This is a genomic window from Pseudomonas sp. B21-032, from assembly GCF_024748965.1.
In the GTDB taxonomy this organism is placed as follows: domain Bacteria; phylum Pseudomonadota; class Gammaproteobacteria; order Pseudomonadales; family Pseudomonadaceae; genus Aquipseudomonas.
This window is the reverse complement of record NZ_CP087180.1, coordinates 3,531,112-3,544,135: the sequence shown is the minus strand read 5'-3', so window position 1 is coordinate 3,544,135 and position 13,024 is coordinate 3,531,112. Positions and strand designations below refer to the sequence as shown.

Sequence of the window (13,024 nt, the reverse complement as noted above, 5' to 3'; positions counted from 1 at the left end):
GGGAGACACCGCTATGAGAAGCCTGACGCCGTCGGCGGAAAAGATCTGCGCGATTGCCGTCGAGCAGTTTGCCGAACTGGGTTATGACGCCTCGTCGCTCAACGATATCGCCGCCGCGGCGGGCATGCGCAAGCCGTCGTTGTATGCGCATTTTGCCGGCAAGGACGACCTGTTCCAGGTGGTCTATGCCCGGGCCCTGCACGCCGAGCACGAGTACCTGGAGGCGTGCTTTGCCGAGCAGGTGCCGACCGGCGAGCTGCCGGGGCAACGTTTTGCCGAGCGCTTGAACGCGCGCTACCAGGCCTCGGCGCATTTGCGCTTCATGCTGCGCACGGCGTTCTTCCCGCCCAGTGAACTGCGGCCGGTGATCTGTGCCGGCTTCGAGGCCTACCTGGCGAGGCTGGGCGAGTTGTTTGCCCAGGCGTTGCGCACGTTCGCGCCGGGGCTGGAGGAGGGGCAGCAGCGCTTGTATGGCGATGCCTACCTGGGGATCGTCGACAGTTTGAATGTCGAGTTGATCTATGCGGGGGCGGAGGCGTTCGAGCGGCGGTTGGCGGCGCTTTGGTGGATGTTCGGGATGTCGTTGGCAAAGCTTTAGGGCCTCATCGCGGGTCAAGCCCGCTCCTACAGAGTGGCTCTGTGTGAGCGGCGGTGCGGCGACCCGACTTGACCCGCGATGCGTCTAGTCAGACCACCGCAAAATAATGCTTCACAAAGCTCTCGCTGAGAATCTCCCAGAGCACCGGCGTGCCCTTGGTCACGAACCAGCTGTCACCCACGTTGTAGGTGCGGCTCACACCCGTGGCTTCGTCGGTCAGGCGCACCTGGCCGGTGACTACCACGGCCTGTTCGTTGAACGGGTAGACCATGCGGAACTTGCCGGTGGTGGTGCCAAAGTAGGCGCTGCTGACCGGGTCGGTCGGTGCACCGAAGGTCATTTTGCCGAAGGCGCGTACTTCGCCTTCGAGTATCTGCGAGCCCAGGTCGGCAACGGTGCCCCAGGCGTCGAGTTGGCTGAGCTGGAGGTTCGGGGTGACGGCAGTCAGGGTCATGGCAGTGTTCCTTGAGGGTTGAAAGAGTTGGGGCTTAGCGCCGGCCATTCCAGTAGCCGGACAGCTGGTGCCAGGATTTGCCGGCGGTCAGCAGCACCGAGCGCAGTTGATCCTTGGCCGGGATGGTCGGGCGTGGCACCGAGCTGATCAGGTCATAGCGCGCCGAGCCTTCGCTCATGCCTTCGGCCAGGGCCTTGCAGATGATGTGGCTGGGGGTGACGCCAAAACCGGAATAACCTTGCACGTAGAAAGCGTTGCGCCGACCGGGCAGGGTGCCGATCTGCGGGAACAGGTTGGGGCTGCAGGCCATCGGCCCGCCCCAGGCCAGGTCGATTTTCACGTCCTTGAGGTAGGGGAAAATCTTCAGCATCAGGTTGCGGTTCCAGGCCTTGAGATCGCCCGGGATGTGTTCGACCAGCGGCGTGGCGGCACCAAACAGCAGGCGGTTCTCGTTGGTCACCCGGTAGTAATCGATCACCGGGCGGATGTCGCTGTAGGCCCCGCGAATCGGGCTGATGCGCTGGATCAGCTCGTCCGGCAATGGCTCGGTCATCATCTGGAAGGCGTAGGTGTTGATGGTCGAGCGGTGCAGCTCCGGCTCCAGCTTGTTGAGGAAACTGTCGCAAGCCCACAGCAGCTTGCTGGCGGTCACCGAACCGCGCCCGGTGCGCACGCGGATGCGCTCGCCGTACTGCACCTGCAGCGCCGGGCTGTTCTCGAAAATGCGCACGCCGTGTTCGCTGAGCGCCTTGGCTTCACCGAGCAACAGGTTCAGCGAGTGCACATGGCCACCGCCCATGTGCAGCAAGGCGCTGCTGTAGGCGTCGGAGCCGATGATCTGCTTGACCTCGCTGCCACCGAGAAATCGGATCTCATGCTGGGAGTTGACCGACTTGAAGTCCTTTTCCCAGGCGCGCAGGGTTTTTTCCTGGCGGGCGTTGAAGCCCATGTAGCCATAGCCGTGACAGAAGTCGGCGTCGATGGCGTACTTGGCGATGCGGTGCTTGATGATGTCGGCGCCCAGGTCGCTGATCTCGAAGATCTGCCGCAGGCCATCGTCGCCGACGTGCTGCTTGATCTTCTCCAGATCATGGCCGATGCCGGCCATGATCTGCCCGCCATTGCGCCCGGTGCCGCCAAAGCCCAGGTAGCGGGCTTCGAGCACGACGATGTTGGTGATGCCTTTTTCCGCCAGCTCCAGGGCCGTGTTGATCCCGGAAAAGCCGCCGCCGATGATGACCACGTCGGCGTCCACGTCCTGTTCCAGGGTCGGGAAGCTCAGGTTGTATTTTTTGGTGGCGGTGTAGTAGGTCGGCGTTTCGATGTTGATCATGGCGCAGCCTGAAAAGTGAAGTACTGATGGGCTCTATTAAGGCCTTGCCCGGCGCCTGCGTCTTGACCCTGCGTGCCGCCGGCCTTGACTGCCGGTGCCAGGGCTGTGGCAAGGCGTTGATTTTGTTAAAGTGTTAACAAAGTAGCCTGATGATTAGCCTTCCCATGCCCCAGCCGCGCCCGTCGTTGACCCTGACCTTGTTGCAAGCCCGCGAAGCGGCCATGCGTTTTTTCCGCCCCTCGCTCAACCAGCACGGGCTCACCGAGCAGCAGTGGCGGGTGATCCGTATCCTGCGCCAACAGGGCGAAATGGAGATCTACCGCCTGGCGGAACTGGCCTGCATCCTCAAGCCGAGCATGACCGGGGTGTTGGTGCGCATGGAGGCGGCCGGCCTGGTCAGCCGGCGCAAGGCCGAACAGGACCAGCGCCGGGTACTGGTCAACCTGGCGCAAAAGGGCGAGGAGATTTTTGCTTCGATGAGCCAGTGCATGGAGAGCAATTACCGGCGCATTCAGGAGCAGTTCGGCGAGCAGAAGCTGCAGGCGTTGCTGGGCTTGCTGGAGGAGTTGAAGCAGGTGGGGCGGTGACTGCATCGCGGGGCAAGCCCGCTCCTACGGGGATGTGCAGGAGCGGGCTTGACCCGCGATGAGGCCAGTACAGTCAATACACAGAAGGCCCAGACGAGCCCACTACCACATCCCCCTTGAACTTACCCGCCAACCCCTGCAAGCCCTTCATCAGCACCGTGGTATCGACCCCCACCGCCACAAAGCCTGCGCCCAGTTCCAGGTAGCGCCGCGCCAGGCCCTCATCGGCACTGAGAATCCCCGCCGCCTTGCCGGCCTTCTGGATCTGCACGATCGCCTGTTCAATCGCCGCCTGCACCTCGGGGTGCCCGGGGTTGCCGCGATAGCCCATGGAGGCACTCAAGTCCGCCGGGCCGATGAACACCCCGTCAACGCCCTCGACTGCCGCAATCGCCTCAAGGTTGTGCAGCCCTTCAAGGCTTTCGATCTGCACCAGCAGGCACATCTGCTCATCGGCCTGGTCGAGGTAGCCGGGGATGCTGTTCCAGCGCGAGGCCCGCGCCAGGGCGCTGCCGACGCCACGCACGCCCTTGGGCGGGTAGTGCATGGCGCGCACCAGTTCGCGGGCCTGCCCGGCGCTTTCGACCATCGGCACCAGCAGGGTTTGTGCGCCGATATCCAGCACCTGCTTGATCAGCGCGGTGTCGCCGATCACCGGGCGGATGATCGCCTGGGCCGGGTAGGGGGCGATGGCCTGCAACTGGCCGAGCATGCCGCGCAGGTCGTTGGGCGCGTGTTCGCCGTCGATCAGCAGCCAGTCGAAACCGGCGTTGGCGGCAAGCTCGGCACAGTACGGCTCGGCCAGGCCAAGCCACAGGCCGATTTGCGCCTCGCCGCGTTGCAGGCGTTGTTTGAAGCGGTTGACGGGCATGTCCATGGGCAATTCCTCAAACGAAACGGCAGGCAATCGAACCGAGCATGTCGTAGTCGACATGGAAGGTATCGCCGGGGTTGGCCGCCACCGGGCGGGTGAAGGAGCCGCCGAGAATGATTTGCCCGGCTTCAAGGGTGACGTCGTACGGCGCCAGCTTGTTGGCCAGCCAGGCGACGCCCTTGGCCGGGTGGTTGAGCACCGCCGCCGAAACCCCGGACTCTTCGATCACGCCGTTGCGGTAGAGCACCGCCGGCACCTTGCGCAGGTCGATATCGCCCGGACGCACCGCGCGCCCACCCATGACCACGCCGGCGTTGGCGGCGTTGTCGGAGATGGTGTCGAAGACCTTGCGGGTGGCCTGGGTTTGCGGGTCAATCTGCTGGATGCGCGCATCGATGATCTCCAGCGCCGGGATCACCCACTCGGTGGCATCGAGCACGTCGAACAGGGTCACGTTCGGGCCCTTGAGCGGCTTGCCGAGGACGAACGCCAGCTCCACCTCGACCCGCGGCACGATAAAGCGCTCGAAGGGGATGTCGCTGCCTTCGTCGAAGAACATGTCATCGAGCAGCGCGCCGTAGTCCGGTTCGGTGATGTTCGACGACACCTGCATGGCCCGTGAGGTCAGGCCGATCTTGTGGCCGACCAGCTTGCGCCCGCCCTCGATTTTTTGTGCGACCCAGGCGCGCTGGATGGCGTAGGCGTCCTCGATGCTGATGCCCGGGTGCTCCAGGGAGAACTGCCGCACCTGTTCGCGGCTGCGTTCGGCGCGCTCGAGCTGGGCGGCGGCGTGCAGGATCTGGCTGTGGTCAAGCATGGCGAAATCTCTTACTGAGGGTTGACGATGGCAGCCTTGGTGCGCAGCACCAGCAAGCCGCCGAGGGTGATGAACAGCGCCAGTACGTACAGGGCCAGGCTGGCGCTCTGGGTGGTGTCGCGCATCCAGCCGATCAGGTACGGGGCGAGGAACGAGGCGATGCTGCCGAACGAGCTGATCAGGGCGATACCGGCGGCCTGGGTGGTGTTCGACAGGAATGCAGGCGGCAGCTGCCAGAACATCGGCAAGGCAGCGCTGGCGCCCATGCCGGCGATGATCAGGCCGCCCAGCACCATCACCGGGTTGCCGGGTGCCAGGCCGGCCACGGCGATGCCGGTGGCCGACATCAGCAGCGGCACGCACAGGTGCCAGCGGCGTTCACGCTGACGGTCGGAGGAACGGCCACAGGCGATCATGAAGAAGCACCCGGCCAGGTACGGCACGGCGCTCAACAGCCCGACGCGGCCATCGCTGCCGATGCCAGCGCCGTGGATCAGGGTCGGCATCCAGAACGCCAGGGTGTTGACCGCCAGCATCACCGCAAAGTACACCGCCACCAGCAGCCAGACCTGGCTGTCACGCAGGATGCCGGCAAACGAGGTGATGGATTTGCGCTGCTCTTCCTGGTTCAGTTGCTCGCGCAGTTGCTGCTTTTCAGTGCCGTTCAGCCAGCTGACACTCTCGAAGCTGTCGGGCAGGCACTTGAGCACCACCAGGCCGAGCAACACCACCGGCGCGCCTTCGATCAGGAACATCCACTGCCAGCCACGCAGGCCGGCGGCGTCGTGGAACAGCTCGAGGATGCCGCCCGACAGCGGCCCGCCGACCACCCCGGCCATGGGCACGGCGATGGCGAACAGCGCGGTGATCTGCCCACGACGGCGGGCCGGGTACCAGCGGTTGAGGTAAACCAGGATGCCGGGGAAGAAGCCGGCTTCAGCGACGCCGAGCAAAAAGCGCAGGACATAGAAGCCCGAGGCCGATTCGACCCAGAGCATGCTGGTCGACAGCGTGCCCCAGACCACCATCAGGGTGGCGATCCAGCGCCGTGGGCCGACGCGGTCCAGGGCCATGTTGCTGGGTACGCCGAACAGCGCGTAGGCAATGAAGAACAGCCCGGCACCAAAGCCGTAGACCGTGTCGCTGAAGTGCAGGTCGCTGCTCATCTGCATCTTGGCAAAACCAATGTTGATGCGGTCCAGGTGAGCGAACAGGTAGCAAATCAGCAGCAGCGGCATCAGCCGCCAGGTGATCTTGCTGTGGGTCGAGTCATGTTGGGCAAGGGCAGCGTGTTGGGCAGTATTGGCTGTGCTCATGATCTTGTACTTTTTGTCAGAGGGCCGTTGGGGAGGGCGGGTGGCTGTGGTTCAGCCCGCCTGGTTTTGCAAAAAGGCGTGAACGTTGTTCTGTTTGAAATTCAGCTGCGGGTGCAGCTCGATCATCTCGAACGACAGCGCCAGCAGGCGTTGGCTTTGCAGCTCGGCAAAGTGCGCGGTGATCACCGCGAACAGCGCCTCGGCGACCTCGGTGCGGGTTTGCAGATCGCGGCCGTGGCCGACCTTGAGGGTCATGTGGACGAAGGCGTAGTCGTGCTTGCCATCGGCCATGCGCCAGCTGTCCAGGCGCACGCCACGGCTGCGGATGCCGCCCAGGGGAAACACGCCGCTGGCGCCCAGGCTGGCGTGGACCTTGGCGAACAGGCCGGGCAGGTCGGCCTGTTGCTCGATGTTGTCGGTGTACTCAATGATGAAATGCGGCATGAAGATCTCCGTTTGAACGGCGGCAAGCGGCAAGCGGCAAGCTACAAGCGGCAAGAGCGCGTGCTCTTCGCTTGCAGCTTGTGGCTTGAAGCTTGTGGCTGCTGCCTTCGCGCTACAGCGGGAAGATGGCGTTGATCTGGCCGGTGCCGGAGCTGCCGAACGGCTCGGTCAGGACCTCGACCGGCTTGTTGTAGTCGGCACCGCCCAGCAGGCCCAGGAGCATCGCCGTGTCGTGCATGCCGCCTTCGCCGTAGCAGTGGTTGGCGTAGTCCGGGAGCATCGCGCAGAACTCCTTGAAGCGGCCCTGCTTCCACAGCTCGACCACGCGCAGGTCCATCTGCTTGTCGAATTCGCGGGTCCAGTTGTGGATGTTGGCTTCGGCGTTACGGTCATCGGAAAAACGGTGCGACAGCGAACCTGAGGCCAGCACCAGCACTTTGCGGTCGCTCTTTTCGATGGCCCGGCGCACCGCGGCGCCGAAGGCGAAGCTGTCTTCCAGGCGGTGCCAGGCGCACCAGGCGGCAATCGACACGACCTTGAGCTTGTGCGCGTCGGGCACGTCCATGTGCATGTAGCGCATCGGCACCAGGGTGCCGTATTCAAGCTCAAGGCTTGGGATGTTGTGGGCCAGGGTGCGCACGTCGGCGGCGTTGGCTTCAAGGCCGATCAGCTCGCCCAGTTGCGGGCAGCCGGGGTACTCGAAGTCCATGTTCTTGATGAAGTGCGGCAGCTCGTTGCTGGTGTAGGTGCCCTTGAAGTGTTCGCCACAGTTGATGTGGTAGCCGCTGTTGACCAGCCAGTGGACGTCGAACACCACGGCGGTGTCGGCGCCCAGTTCGCGGGCGCGGCGGCCGATTTCCTTGTGCCCGGCGATCGCCGCCTCGCGGCAGCCATGATGCTTGCCGGGCAGTTCGGACAGGTACATCGAGGGTACGTGGCAGACTTTGGCTGCCAGGACGACTTCGCCCATGATGGAACTCCTGGAAATTGTTGTTCTTGTGTGCGATCGGTTGCGCCTCATCGCGGGTCAAGCCCGCTCCCACAAGGCAGCCTCAAAACCTGTGGGAGCGGGCTTGCCCCGCGATGCTGTCAGACGCCCCAGCGCGGAATATGGTGACTGCCCATCGAGATACACACGTTCTTGATCTCGGCAAACACCTCGAAGCTGTACTGCCCGCCCTCACGGCCGGTGCCTGAACCCTTGACCCCGCCGAACGGCTGGCGCAGGTCGCGCACGTTCTGGCTGTTGATGAACACCATGCCGGCCTCGATGCCGCGGGCCAGACGATGCGCCTTGCCGATGTCCTGCGTCCAGATGTACGAGGCCAGGCCATACTCGGTGTCGTTGGCCAGTCGCAGCGCCTCGGCTTCGTCCTTGAAGGGGATCAAACACACCACCGGGCCGAAGATTTCTTCCTGGGCGATGCGCATGTTGTTGTTCACGTCGGCAAACACCGTCGGCTGAATGAACTGCCCGCGGGCCAGGTGCGCCGGCAGGTTGGCCGGGCGCTCAAGGCCGCCAGCGAGCAGGGTCGCGCCTTCCTCGATGCCGATCTTGATGTAACCGGTGACCTTGTCATAGTGGGCCTGAGTGATCATCGAGCCTACCTGGGTTTGCGGGTCTTGCGGGTCGCCGACGATCAGGCGCTTGGCCCGCGCGGCAAACTCGGCGACGAACTGCGGGTAGACGCTCTGCTGGATGAAGATACGGCTGCCGGCGGTGCAGCGCTCGCCATTGAGCGAGAAGATGGTGAACAGCGCCGCATCCAGGGCGCGCTCAAGGTCGGCGTCTTCGAAAATCAGCACCGGCGACTTGCCGCCCAGCTCCATGGAGTACTTTTTCAGGCCCGCGGTCTGCATGATCTTCTTGCCGGTGGCGGTGCCGCCGGTAAAGGAGATGGCACGCACGTCGGGGTGGCGCACCAGGGCGTCGCCAGCGGTGGCGCCGTAGCCCTGGATGACGTTGAGCACGCCGTTGGGGATGCCGGCTTCCACCGCCAGGCGCCCCAGTTCGTTGGCGGTCAGCGGCGACAGTTCGCTCATCTTCAGCACTGCGGTGTTGCCCAGGGCCAGGCACGGCGCGGTCTTCCAGGTGGCGGTCATGAATGGCACGTTCCACGGCGACACCAGCCCGCACACGCCCACCGGCTGGTACAGGGTGTAGTTGAGCATCTGGTCGTCGACCGGGTAGGTATGGCCGTCCATGCGTGTGCAGACTTCGGCGAAAAAGTCGAAGTTATGCGAGGCCCGCGGGATCAGCACGTTTTTGGTCTGGTGGATCGGCAAACCGGTGTCGAGGGTTTCAAGCTCAGCCAGGTGCGGCACGTTCTGCTCGATCAGCTCGCCGAGCTTGCGCATCAGCCGCGCGCGCTCCTTGGCCGGGGTGTTGGCCCATTTCGGGAACGCCTCTTTCGCTGCCGCTACCGCCTGGGCCACTTCTTCGGCGCCGCCGCTGGCGACTTCGCCAATGGCCTCGCCGGTGGCCGGGTTGTAGTTGACGAACACGTCTTTGCTTTCGACCTCACGGCCGTTGATCCAGTGTTTGATCATGCTGCTCATGCCTCTTGGCGGTTGAGGGCGAAGAACTCGGCTTCGCTGACAATACGGTTGACCAGGCGCCCGACGCCTTCGACTTCGACCACCACTTCATCGCCCGGCACCACGTCGGCCAGGCCTTCGGGGGTGCCGGTGGCGATCATGTCGCCCGGCTGCAGGGTCATGAAGCTGGACAGGTATTCGATCAGGTAGGGGATGTCGAAAATCATGTCCTTGGTGCTGCCTTGCTGCTTGAGCTCACCGTTGATCCAGGTGCGCAAGGTCAGGTTGGAAGCATCCGGCACATCGGCGACATCGACGATCCACGGCCCGACCGGGTGGTGGCGTCGCGGTTCTTCACCCGCAGGTTGGGCCGGTAGTAATTCTCCAGGTAATCGCGAATCGCGTAGTCGTTGCACACCGTGTAGCCGGCCAGGTACTCCAGCGCATCCTCGCGCTTGACGTTGCGCGCAGGCTTGCCGATCACTGCCACCAGCTCGCACTCATAGTGCATGTAGGCGACGTTGTCCGGGCGCCAGCTGACCTGGTTGTGGCCGGTGTAGGTGCCCACCGACTTGACGAACGCCAGCGGTTCGGTGGGCGGCGTGAAGGCAAGCTCGGCGGCGTGGTCGGCGTAGTTCAGGCCCAGGGCGAACATATTGCCGGTGGCCGGTGGCAGCCACTCGACCTGCTGCTCGGCGAGCAAGCGGCCATCGGCCAGGCGCACGGCGTTGTCGGCCTCGACGGTGACGGCGTGGACTTCGCCCTGGTAACGGATACGTGCGTGTTTCATCAGCGCTTCTCCTGCGCGGCAACGATGCTGTTGGTCAGGCGTCCGAGGCCGCTGATCTCGACTTCAACCTGGTCCCCGGGCAGCACATCGACGCGGCCTTCGGGGGTGCCGGTAATCAGCACATCGCCTTCGTGCAGGGTCATGAATTCGCTGATCTCGGCGATCAGCTGGGCGACGCTGCGAACCATGTTGGCGGTGCTGTTGTGCTGGCGCAGGGCGCCGTTGACGAACAGCTTGATGCTCAGTTGCTGCGGGTCGGCGACCTGCGCGGCCGGCACCAGTTCAGGGCCCAGGGCGCAGAAACCGTCGCGGCACTTGGCCTTGACCGCCGGGCGGTAGTAGCTGTCTTCGGGCAGGCTGAATTCGTTGACGATGGTGTAGCCGGCGACATGGCTGAGGGCCTCGTCGACGCTGACCCGGGTGGCACGCTTGCCGATCACCACACCCAGGGCCGGGCCCGGTTGCAGGTGCTCGATGCCTTGCGGGTAGACCACCGGCTGGCCATGGCCATTGCGGGTGTTGGGGGTCTTGATGAACAGCACCGGCTTGACCGGTGGCTTTTGATAGGGCGGCTGTTCGAATTCGGCGAGACGCTGGTCAAGCAGGCCCTGGTAGTTCAGCGCAACGCCGAACAAGGTACCGCTGGCAGCATCGTGCAAGGCACGGCTCATGGGGTTCTCCTGGCTGGGGCAGGGGCAGGGTCCCTGCTCGAATAATTGTTAATGTGTTAACGTTATAATTAAGATGTTAACGAAATGCAAGCGGCTTGCAGCAGGAGTAAGCTGGCGGCATAACAACAAGCGTGAGCAGGGCCATGCGCGAGCAACAACCAATCCCCAACATCAACATCGGCCAGGTCTACGATCAGCGCTACAGCGATGCCGAGGTGCACTACGACAAGCTCGGCAACCTCGCCGGGTTTTTCGGCCGCAATATGCCGGTGCACCGCCATGACCGGTTTTTCCAGGTGCATTACGTCAAAAGCGGCACGGTGCGGGTGTACCTGGACGACCAGCAGTACGTCGAATCGGGGCCGATGTTTTTCCTTACGCCACCGACCATCCCGCATTCCTTCGTAACCGAACCCGATGCCGACGGCCATGTGCTGACCGTGCGCCAGCAACTGGTCTGGCAGCTACTTGAAGCCGATCCCGGGTTGGCGCCGGGGCCGCAGGTGGCGCCGGCCTGCGTGGCCTTGAGCGGCCTGGAACCCAGCTACGCCGCCGAGGCGCGGCGCCTGGCGCTGCTGTTCGATGAGCTGCACAGTGAAATCAACGCCAGCGCCGCCGGGCGCGGGGCGGCGCTGGAAAGCCTGACGCGGCTGATCATGACCAGCCTGCTGCGCCTGTGCGCGCGCTCGCTGCCGGCGCGGCAAACCCGTCATGAAGACTTGCAGGTGTTTCATCGTTTCAATGAACTGATCGAGGCCCACTACCTTGAGCACTGGCCGCTGGCGCGCTATGCCCAGGGCATCGGCGTCACCGAAGCGCGGCTCAACGAAGTGTGCCGGCGCATCGCCGACCTGCCGTCCAAGCGCCTGATTCTCGAACGCCTGATGCAGGAAGCACGGCGCCTGCTGCTGTACACCGGCAGCTCGGCCAACGAGATCTGCTACCGCCTGGGCTTCAAGGACCCGGCGTACTTCAGCCGGTTCTTTTTGCGCTATGCGCAGCTGACGCCGGGGGAGTACCGTCAGCGTCAGGCTGGATTGCGCTAGGCCTGGCCGCGCAGCCAGAGGTTGTCGAAACGCCAGGTGCTGAACAGTGTCTGCTCGGCTGCGGCGCCGCCGACCTGGCGCGAAAACGCATCGAGTAGATTCACATAGCCCCAGATCAGCAAGCCGCCGCGCTCATACTGAATCTGCTGGGCCTGGTGCACCAGCGCGCTGCGCTTGGCCAGGTCCGGCTGGGCCATGGCCTGGAGGAACAGTTCGCTGAACTGCGGGTCGTTGAAGTGGGTCTTGTTGGCCACGGCGAAGGGCGCGTCGATGTGCATGGCGCTGGCCAGAAACGGTGCGCCGATGGTGCCGCCGGTGCTCAGTTGCCACTGGTCGTGCTGCGGGCCGTCGAAGGTGGCCTGGTCGACCTGGCGCACCTTGAGGTTCACGCCGATGGCCTTGGCCTGTTCGGCGAACACCAGCGCCGAGGCCAGGGCCGGGCCGCTGGTGGTCACCAGTTCGACTTGCAACTGCTCGTAGCCGGCTTCGCGCAGCAATTGCGCCGCCCGTTGCGGGTCATGGGGGCGCGGGCCGAGGCTGTGGTTGAAGGTCGGGTCATCAGGTGCGTACAGGTCGTTGGCCACCCGGCCCTGGCCGTTCAAGGCACGGCGCACCAGCTCCGGGCGGTCGGCGAGCAGGCGAAAGGCCTCGCGCACCTTGGGGTTGTCGAACGGCGGTTTGCTGGTGTTCATCTCGAACGACAACCAGTTGCCGCTGACCGAAGTCACCAGTTGCAGGCGCGGGTCGCGTTCGATGATCTGCAGCTGCTCGCTGGGCAGGCCGTTGGCCATGTCGATCTGCCCGGCGCGCAAGGCCGCCAGGCGCGAGACCTGGTCTTTGAAGTCGATGATCTCCAGTTCGTCGGCGTAGGGTTTGCCGTCCTTGTAGTAGTTCTCGAAGCGGCTGAACACCGAGCGCTGGCCGGGGCTAAAGCTTTTCAGCTTGTACGGCCCGGCACCCACCGGGTTGGTCACCGGGTGGTAATCGACCGGGACGATGCCGCCGAAGTTGACCCAGGTTTCGGCCAGCGGCAGGTAGCTGCGCCCGTCCTTGAAGCGGATGCGCACGGTGCGCGCGTCGAGTTTCTCCAGGTTGTCGCGATCGACCCAGTGCAGCAGCGCGGCGTAAGGCGACGCCAGTTGCGGGTCGGTCAGGCGGCGAATGGAAAAGATCAGGTCGTCGGCATCGATGCTCTTGCCGTTGTGAAACTCAAGGCCCTGGCGCAGGCGCACGGTCCAGCTGCTGGCGTCGGCGCTGGCTTCGGCTTCTTCAGCCAGGGCCAGGCGCGGCTGCATCTGCTCGTCCCATTCCCACAGCTTGCTGTACAGGGCAAAGCCGCGGACGATGCCGCTGCCGATCGGTTTGTGGGCATCGAGGTTGCCGACCTGGCCGCCGGCCAGCACGCCCAGGCGCAGGCGCCCACCATGGCGCGGCTGGTCGCTGGCCGGGCTGCTGGCGGCCGGTGCGTCAGGGCCGCAGCCGCTGAGCAGCAGGCCGCCGCCCAGCGCCAGGCTGTAGCCGAGAAAGCGTCGGCGCTGCTGATCGAAAAGGTCCAT

The 13,024-nt window shown here is 64.4% G+C and carries 13 protein-coding genes and 1 pseudogene; 3 read left to right on the top strand and 11 right to left on the bottom strand.

All coding sequences use genetic code 11. The annotated features are described in order from the left end of the window. The first annotated feature begins 13 nt into the window (after positions 1-13). Positions 14-598 carry a TetR/AcrR family transcriptional regulator gene (locus tag LOY54_RS16160; protein ID WP_093381681.1) on the top strand — a complete coding sequence of 195 codons (585 nt, stop codon included), beginning with the start codon at positions 14-16 and terminating at the stop codon, positions 596-598. 88 nt (positions 599-686) lie between these two features. On the opposite strand, the gene LOY54_RS16155 is transcribed toward LOY54_RS16160, so the two are convergent. Together LOY54_RS16155 and LOY54_RS16150 are read right to left on the bottom strand one after the other, a co-directional pair. Further along, positions 687-1,052, bottom strand: a complete 366-nt coding sequence (locus tag LOY54_RS16155; protein WP_093381683.1) for a cupin domain-containing protein — start codon at positions 1,050-1,052, stop codon at positions 687-689. Positions 1,053-1,086: 34 nt separating this feature from the next. After that, positions 1,087-2,385: an FAD-binding oxidoreductase gene (locus LOY54_RS16150; RefSeq protein ID WP_258607161.1), complete on the bottom strand. Its 1,299-nt coding sequence runs from the start codon at positions 2,383-2,385 to the stop codon at positions 1,087-1,089. A 164-nt stretch (positions 2,386-2,549) separates the two neighbouring features. Between LOY54_RS16150 and hpaR the strand changes: the two genes are divergently transcribed. Beyond that, positions 2,550-2,972 carry a homoprotocatechuate degradation operon regulator HpaR gene (hpaR, locus tag LOY54_RS16145; RefSeq protein ID WP_093381688.1) on the top strand — a complete coding sequence of 141 codons (423 nt, stop codon included), beginning with the start codon at positions 2,550-2,552 and terminating at the stop codon, positions 2,970-2,972. A gap of 73 nt (positions 2,973-3,045) precedes the next feature. On the opposite strand, the gene hpaI is transcribed toward hpaR, so the two are convergent. The 8 genes and pseudogenes from hpaI to LOY54_RS16105 all read right to left on the bottom strand — a co-directional run bounded on the left by hpaI (position 3,046) and on the right by LOY54_RS16105 (position 10,422). Next, positions 3,046-3,849, bottom strand: a complete 804-nt coding sequence (gene hpaI, locus LOY54_RS16140; RefSeq protein ID WP_258607159.1) for a 4-hydroxy-2-oxoheptanedioate aldolase — start codon at positions 3,847-3,849, stop codon at positions 3,046-3,048. A gap of 10 nt (positions 3,850-3,859) precedes the next feature. Continuing rightward, the gene (gene hpaH, locus LOY54_RS16135) at positions 3,860-4,663 is read right to left on the bottom strand and encodes a 2-oxo-hept-4-ene-1,7-dioate hydratase (protein WP_093381696.1); all 804 of its coding nucleotides are present in this window, start codon (positions 4,661-4,663) and stop codon (positions 3,860-3,862) included. 11 nt (positions 4,664-4,674) lie between these two features. Then, a complete protein-coding gene (locus LOY54_RS16130) occupies positions 4,675-5,979 on the bottom strand; it encodes an MFS transporter (protein WP_093381700.1) in 1,305 nt (434 codons plus the stop codon). 51 nt (positions 5,980-6,030) lie between these two features. Further along, positions 6,031-6,423, bottom strand: a complete 393-nt coding sequence (locus LOY54_RS16125; protein ID WP_045194041.1) for a 5-carboxymethyl-2-hydroxymuconate Delta-isomerase — start codon at positions 6,421-6,423, stop codon at positions 6,031-6,033. A 112-nt stretch (positions 6,424-6,535) separates the two neighbouring features. After that, the gene (gene hpaD / locus LOY54_RS16120) at positions 6,536-7,393 is read right to left on the bottom strand and encodes a 3,4-dihydroxyphenylacetate 2,3-dioxygenase (protein ID WP_195884412.1); all 858 of its coding nucleotides are present in this window, start codon (positions 7,391-7,393) and stop codon (positions 6,536-6,538) included. 119 nt (positions 7,394-7,512) lie between these two features. Next, on the bottom strand, positions 7,513-8,973 hold the full coding sequence (gene hpaE / locus LOY54_RS16115) for a 5-carboxymethyl-2-hydroxymuconate semialdehyde dehydrogenase (RefSeq protein WP_045195632.1): 1,461 nt from the start codon (positions 8,971-8,973) through the stop codon (positions 7,513-7,515). Positions 8,974-8,978: 5 nt separating this feature from the next. Beyond that, positions 8,979-9,751 (bottom strand): annotated as a pseudogene (locus LOY54_RS16110) (fumarylacetoacetate hydrolase family protein). Next, complete coding sequence (locus LOY54_RS16105; RefSeq protein WP_045194038.1) at positions 9,751-10,422, bottom strand: fumarylacetoacetate hydrolase family protein; 672 nt, start codon at positions 10,420-10,422, stop codon at positions 9,751-9,753. Before LOY54_RS16105 ends, LOY54_RS16110 begins: the two are co-directional and overlap by 1 nt. A 143-nt stretch (positions 10,423-10,565) precedes the next feature. Here LOY54_RS16105 and hpaA point away from each other — a divergent pair, with 143 nt between their 5' ends. After that, complete coding sequence (hpaA, locus tag LOY54_RS16100; protein ID WP_045194037.1) at positions 10,566-11,468, top strand: 4-hydroxyphenylacetate catabolism regulatory protein HpaA; 903 nt, start codon at positions 10,566-10,568, stop codon at positions 11,466-11,468. On the opposite strand, the gene LOY54_RS16095 is transcribed toward hpaA, so the two are convergent. Further along, entirely contained in the window at positions 11,465-13,024 is a 1,560-nt protein-coding gene (locus LOY54_RS16095) for an ABC transporter substrate-binding protein (protein ID WP_195884409.1), read from the bottom strand. The two genes, hpaA and LOY54_RS16095, sit on opposite strands and share 4 nt — an antisense overlap.

What these genes read in the sequence shown, in the direction of transcription:
- hpaR (WP_093381688.1), top strand. Translation starts at nt 2,550, where the DNA reads ATGCCCCAGCCGCGCCCGTCGTTGACCCTGACCTTGTTGCAAGCCCGC.
- hpaI (WP_258607159.1), bottom strand. Translation starts at nt 3,849, where the DNA reads ATGGACATGCCCGTCAACCGCTTCAAACAACGCCTGCAACGCGGCGAG.
- LOY54_RS16155 (WP_093381683.1), bottom strand. Translation starts at nt 1,052, where the DNA reads ATGACCCTGACTGCCGTCACCCCGAACCTCCAGCTCAGCCAACTCGAC.
- LOY54_RS16095 (WP_195884409.1), bottom strand. Translation starts at nt 13,024, where the DNA reads ATGGACCTTTTCGATCAGCAGCGCCGACGCTTTCTCGGCTACAGCCTG.
- LOY54_RS16150 (WP_258607161.1), bottom strand. Translation starts at nt 2,385, where the DNA reads ATGATCAACATCGAAACGCCGACCTACTACACCGCCACCAAAAAATAC.
- LOY54_RS16105 (WP_045194038.1), bottom strand. Translation starts at nt 10,422, where the DNA reads ATGAGCCGTGCCTTGCACGATGCTGCCAGCGGTACCTTGTTCGGCGTT.
- hpaH (WP_093381696.1), bottom strand. Translation starts at nt 4,663, where the DNA reads ATGCTTGACCACAGCCAGATCCTGCACGCCGCCGCCCAGCTCGAGCGC.
- hpaD (WP_195884412.1), bottom strand. Translation starts at nt 7,393, where the DNA reads ATGGGCGAAGTCGTCCTGGCAGCCAAAGTCTGCCACGTACCCTCGATG.
- LOY54_RS16160 (WP_093381681.1), top strand. Translation starts at nt 14, where the DNA reads ATGAGAAGCCTGACGCCGTCGGCGGAAAAGATCTGCGCGATTGCCGTC.
- LOY54_RS16130 (WP_093381700.1), bottom strand. Translation starts at nt 5,979, where the DNA reads ATGAGCACAGCCAATACTGCCCAACACGCTGCCCTTGCCCAACATGAC.
- LOY54_RS16125 (WP_045194041.1), bottom strand. Translation starts at nt 6,423, where the DNA reads ATGCCGCATTTCATCATTGAGTACACCGACAACATCGAGCAACAGGCC.
- hpaE (WP_045195632.1), bottom strand. Translation starts at nt 8,973, where the DNA reads ATGATCAAACACTGGATCAACGGCCGTGAGGTCGAAAGCAAAGACGTG.
- hpaA (WP_045194037.1), top strand. Translation starts at nt 10,566, where the DNA reads ATGCGCGAGCAACAACCAATCCCCAACATCAACATCGGCCAGGTCTAC.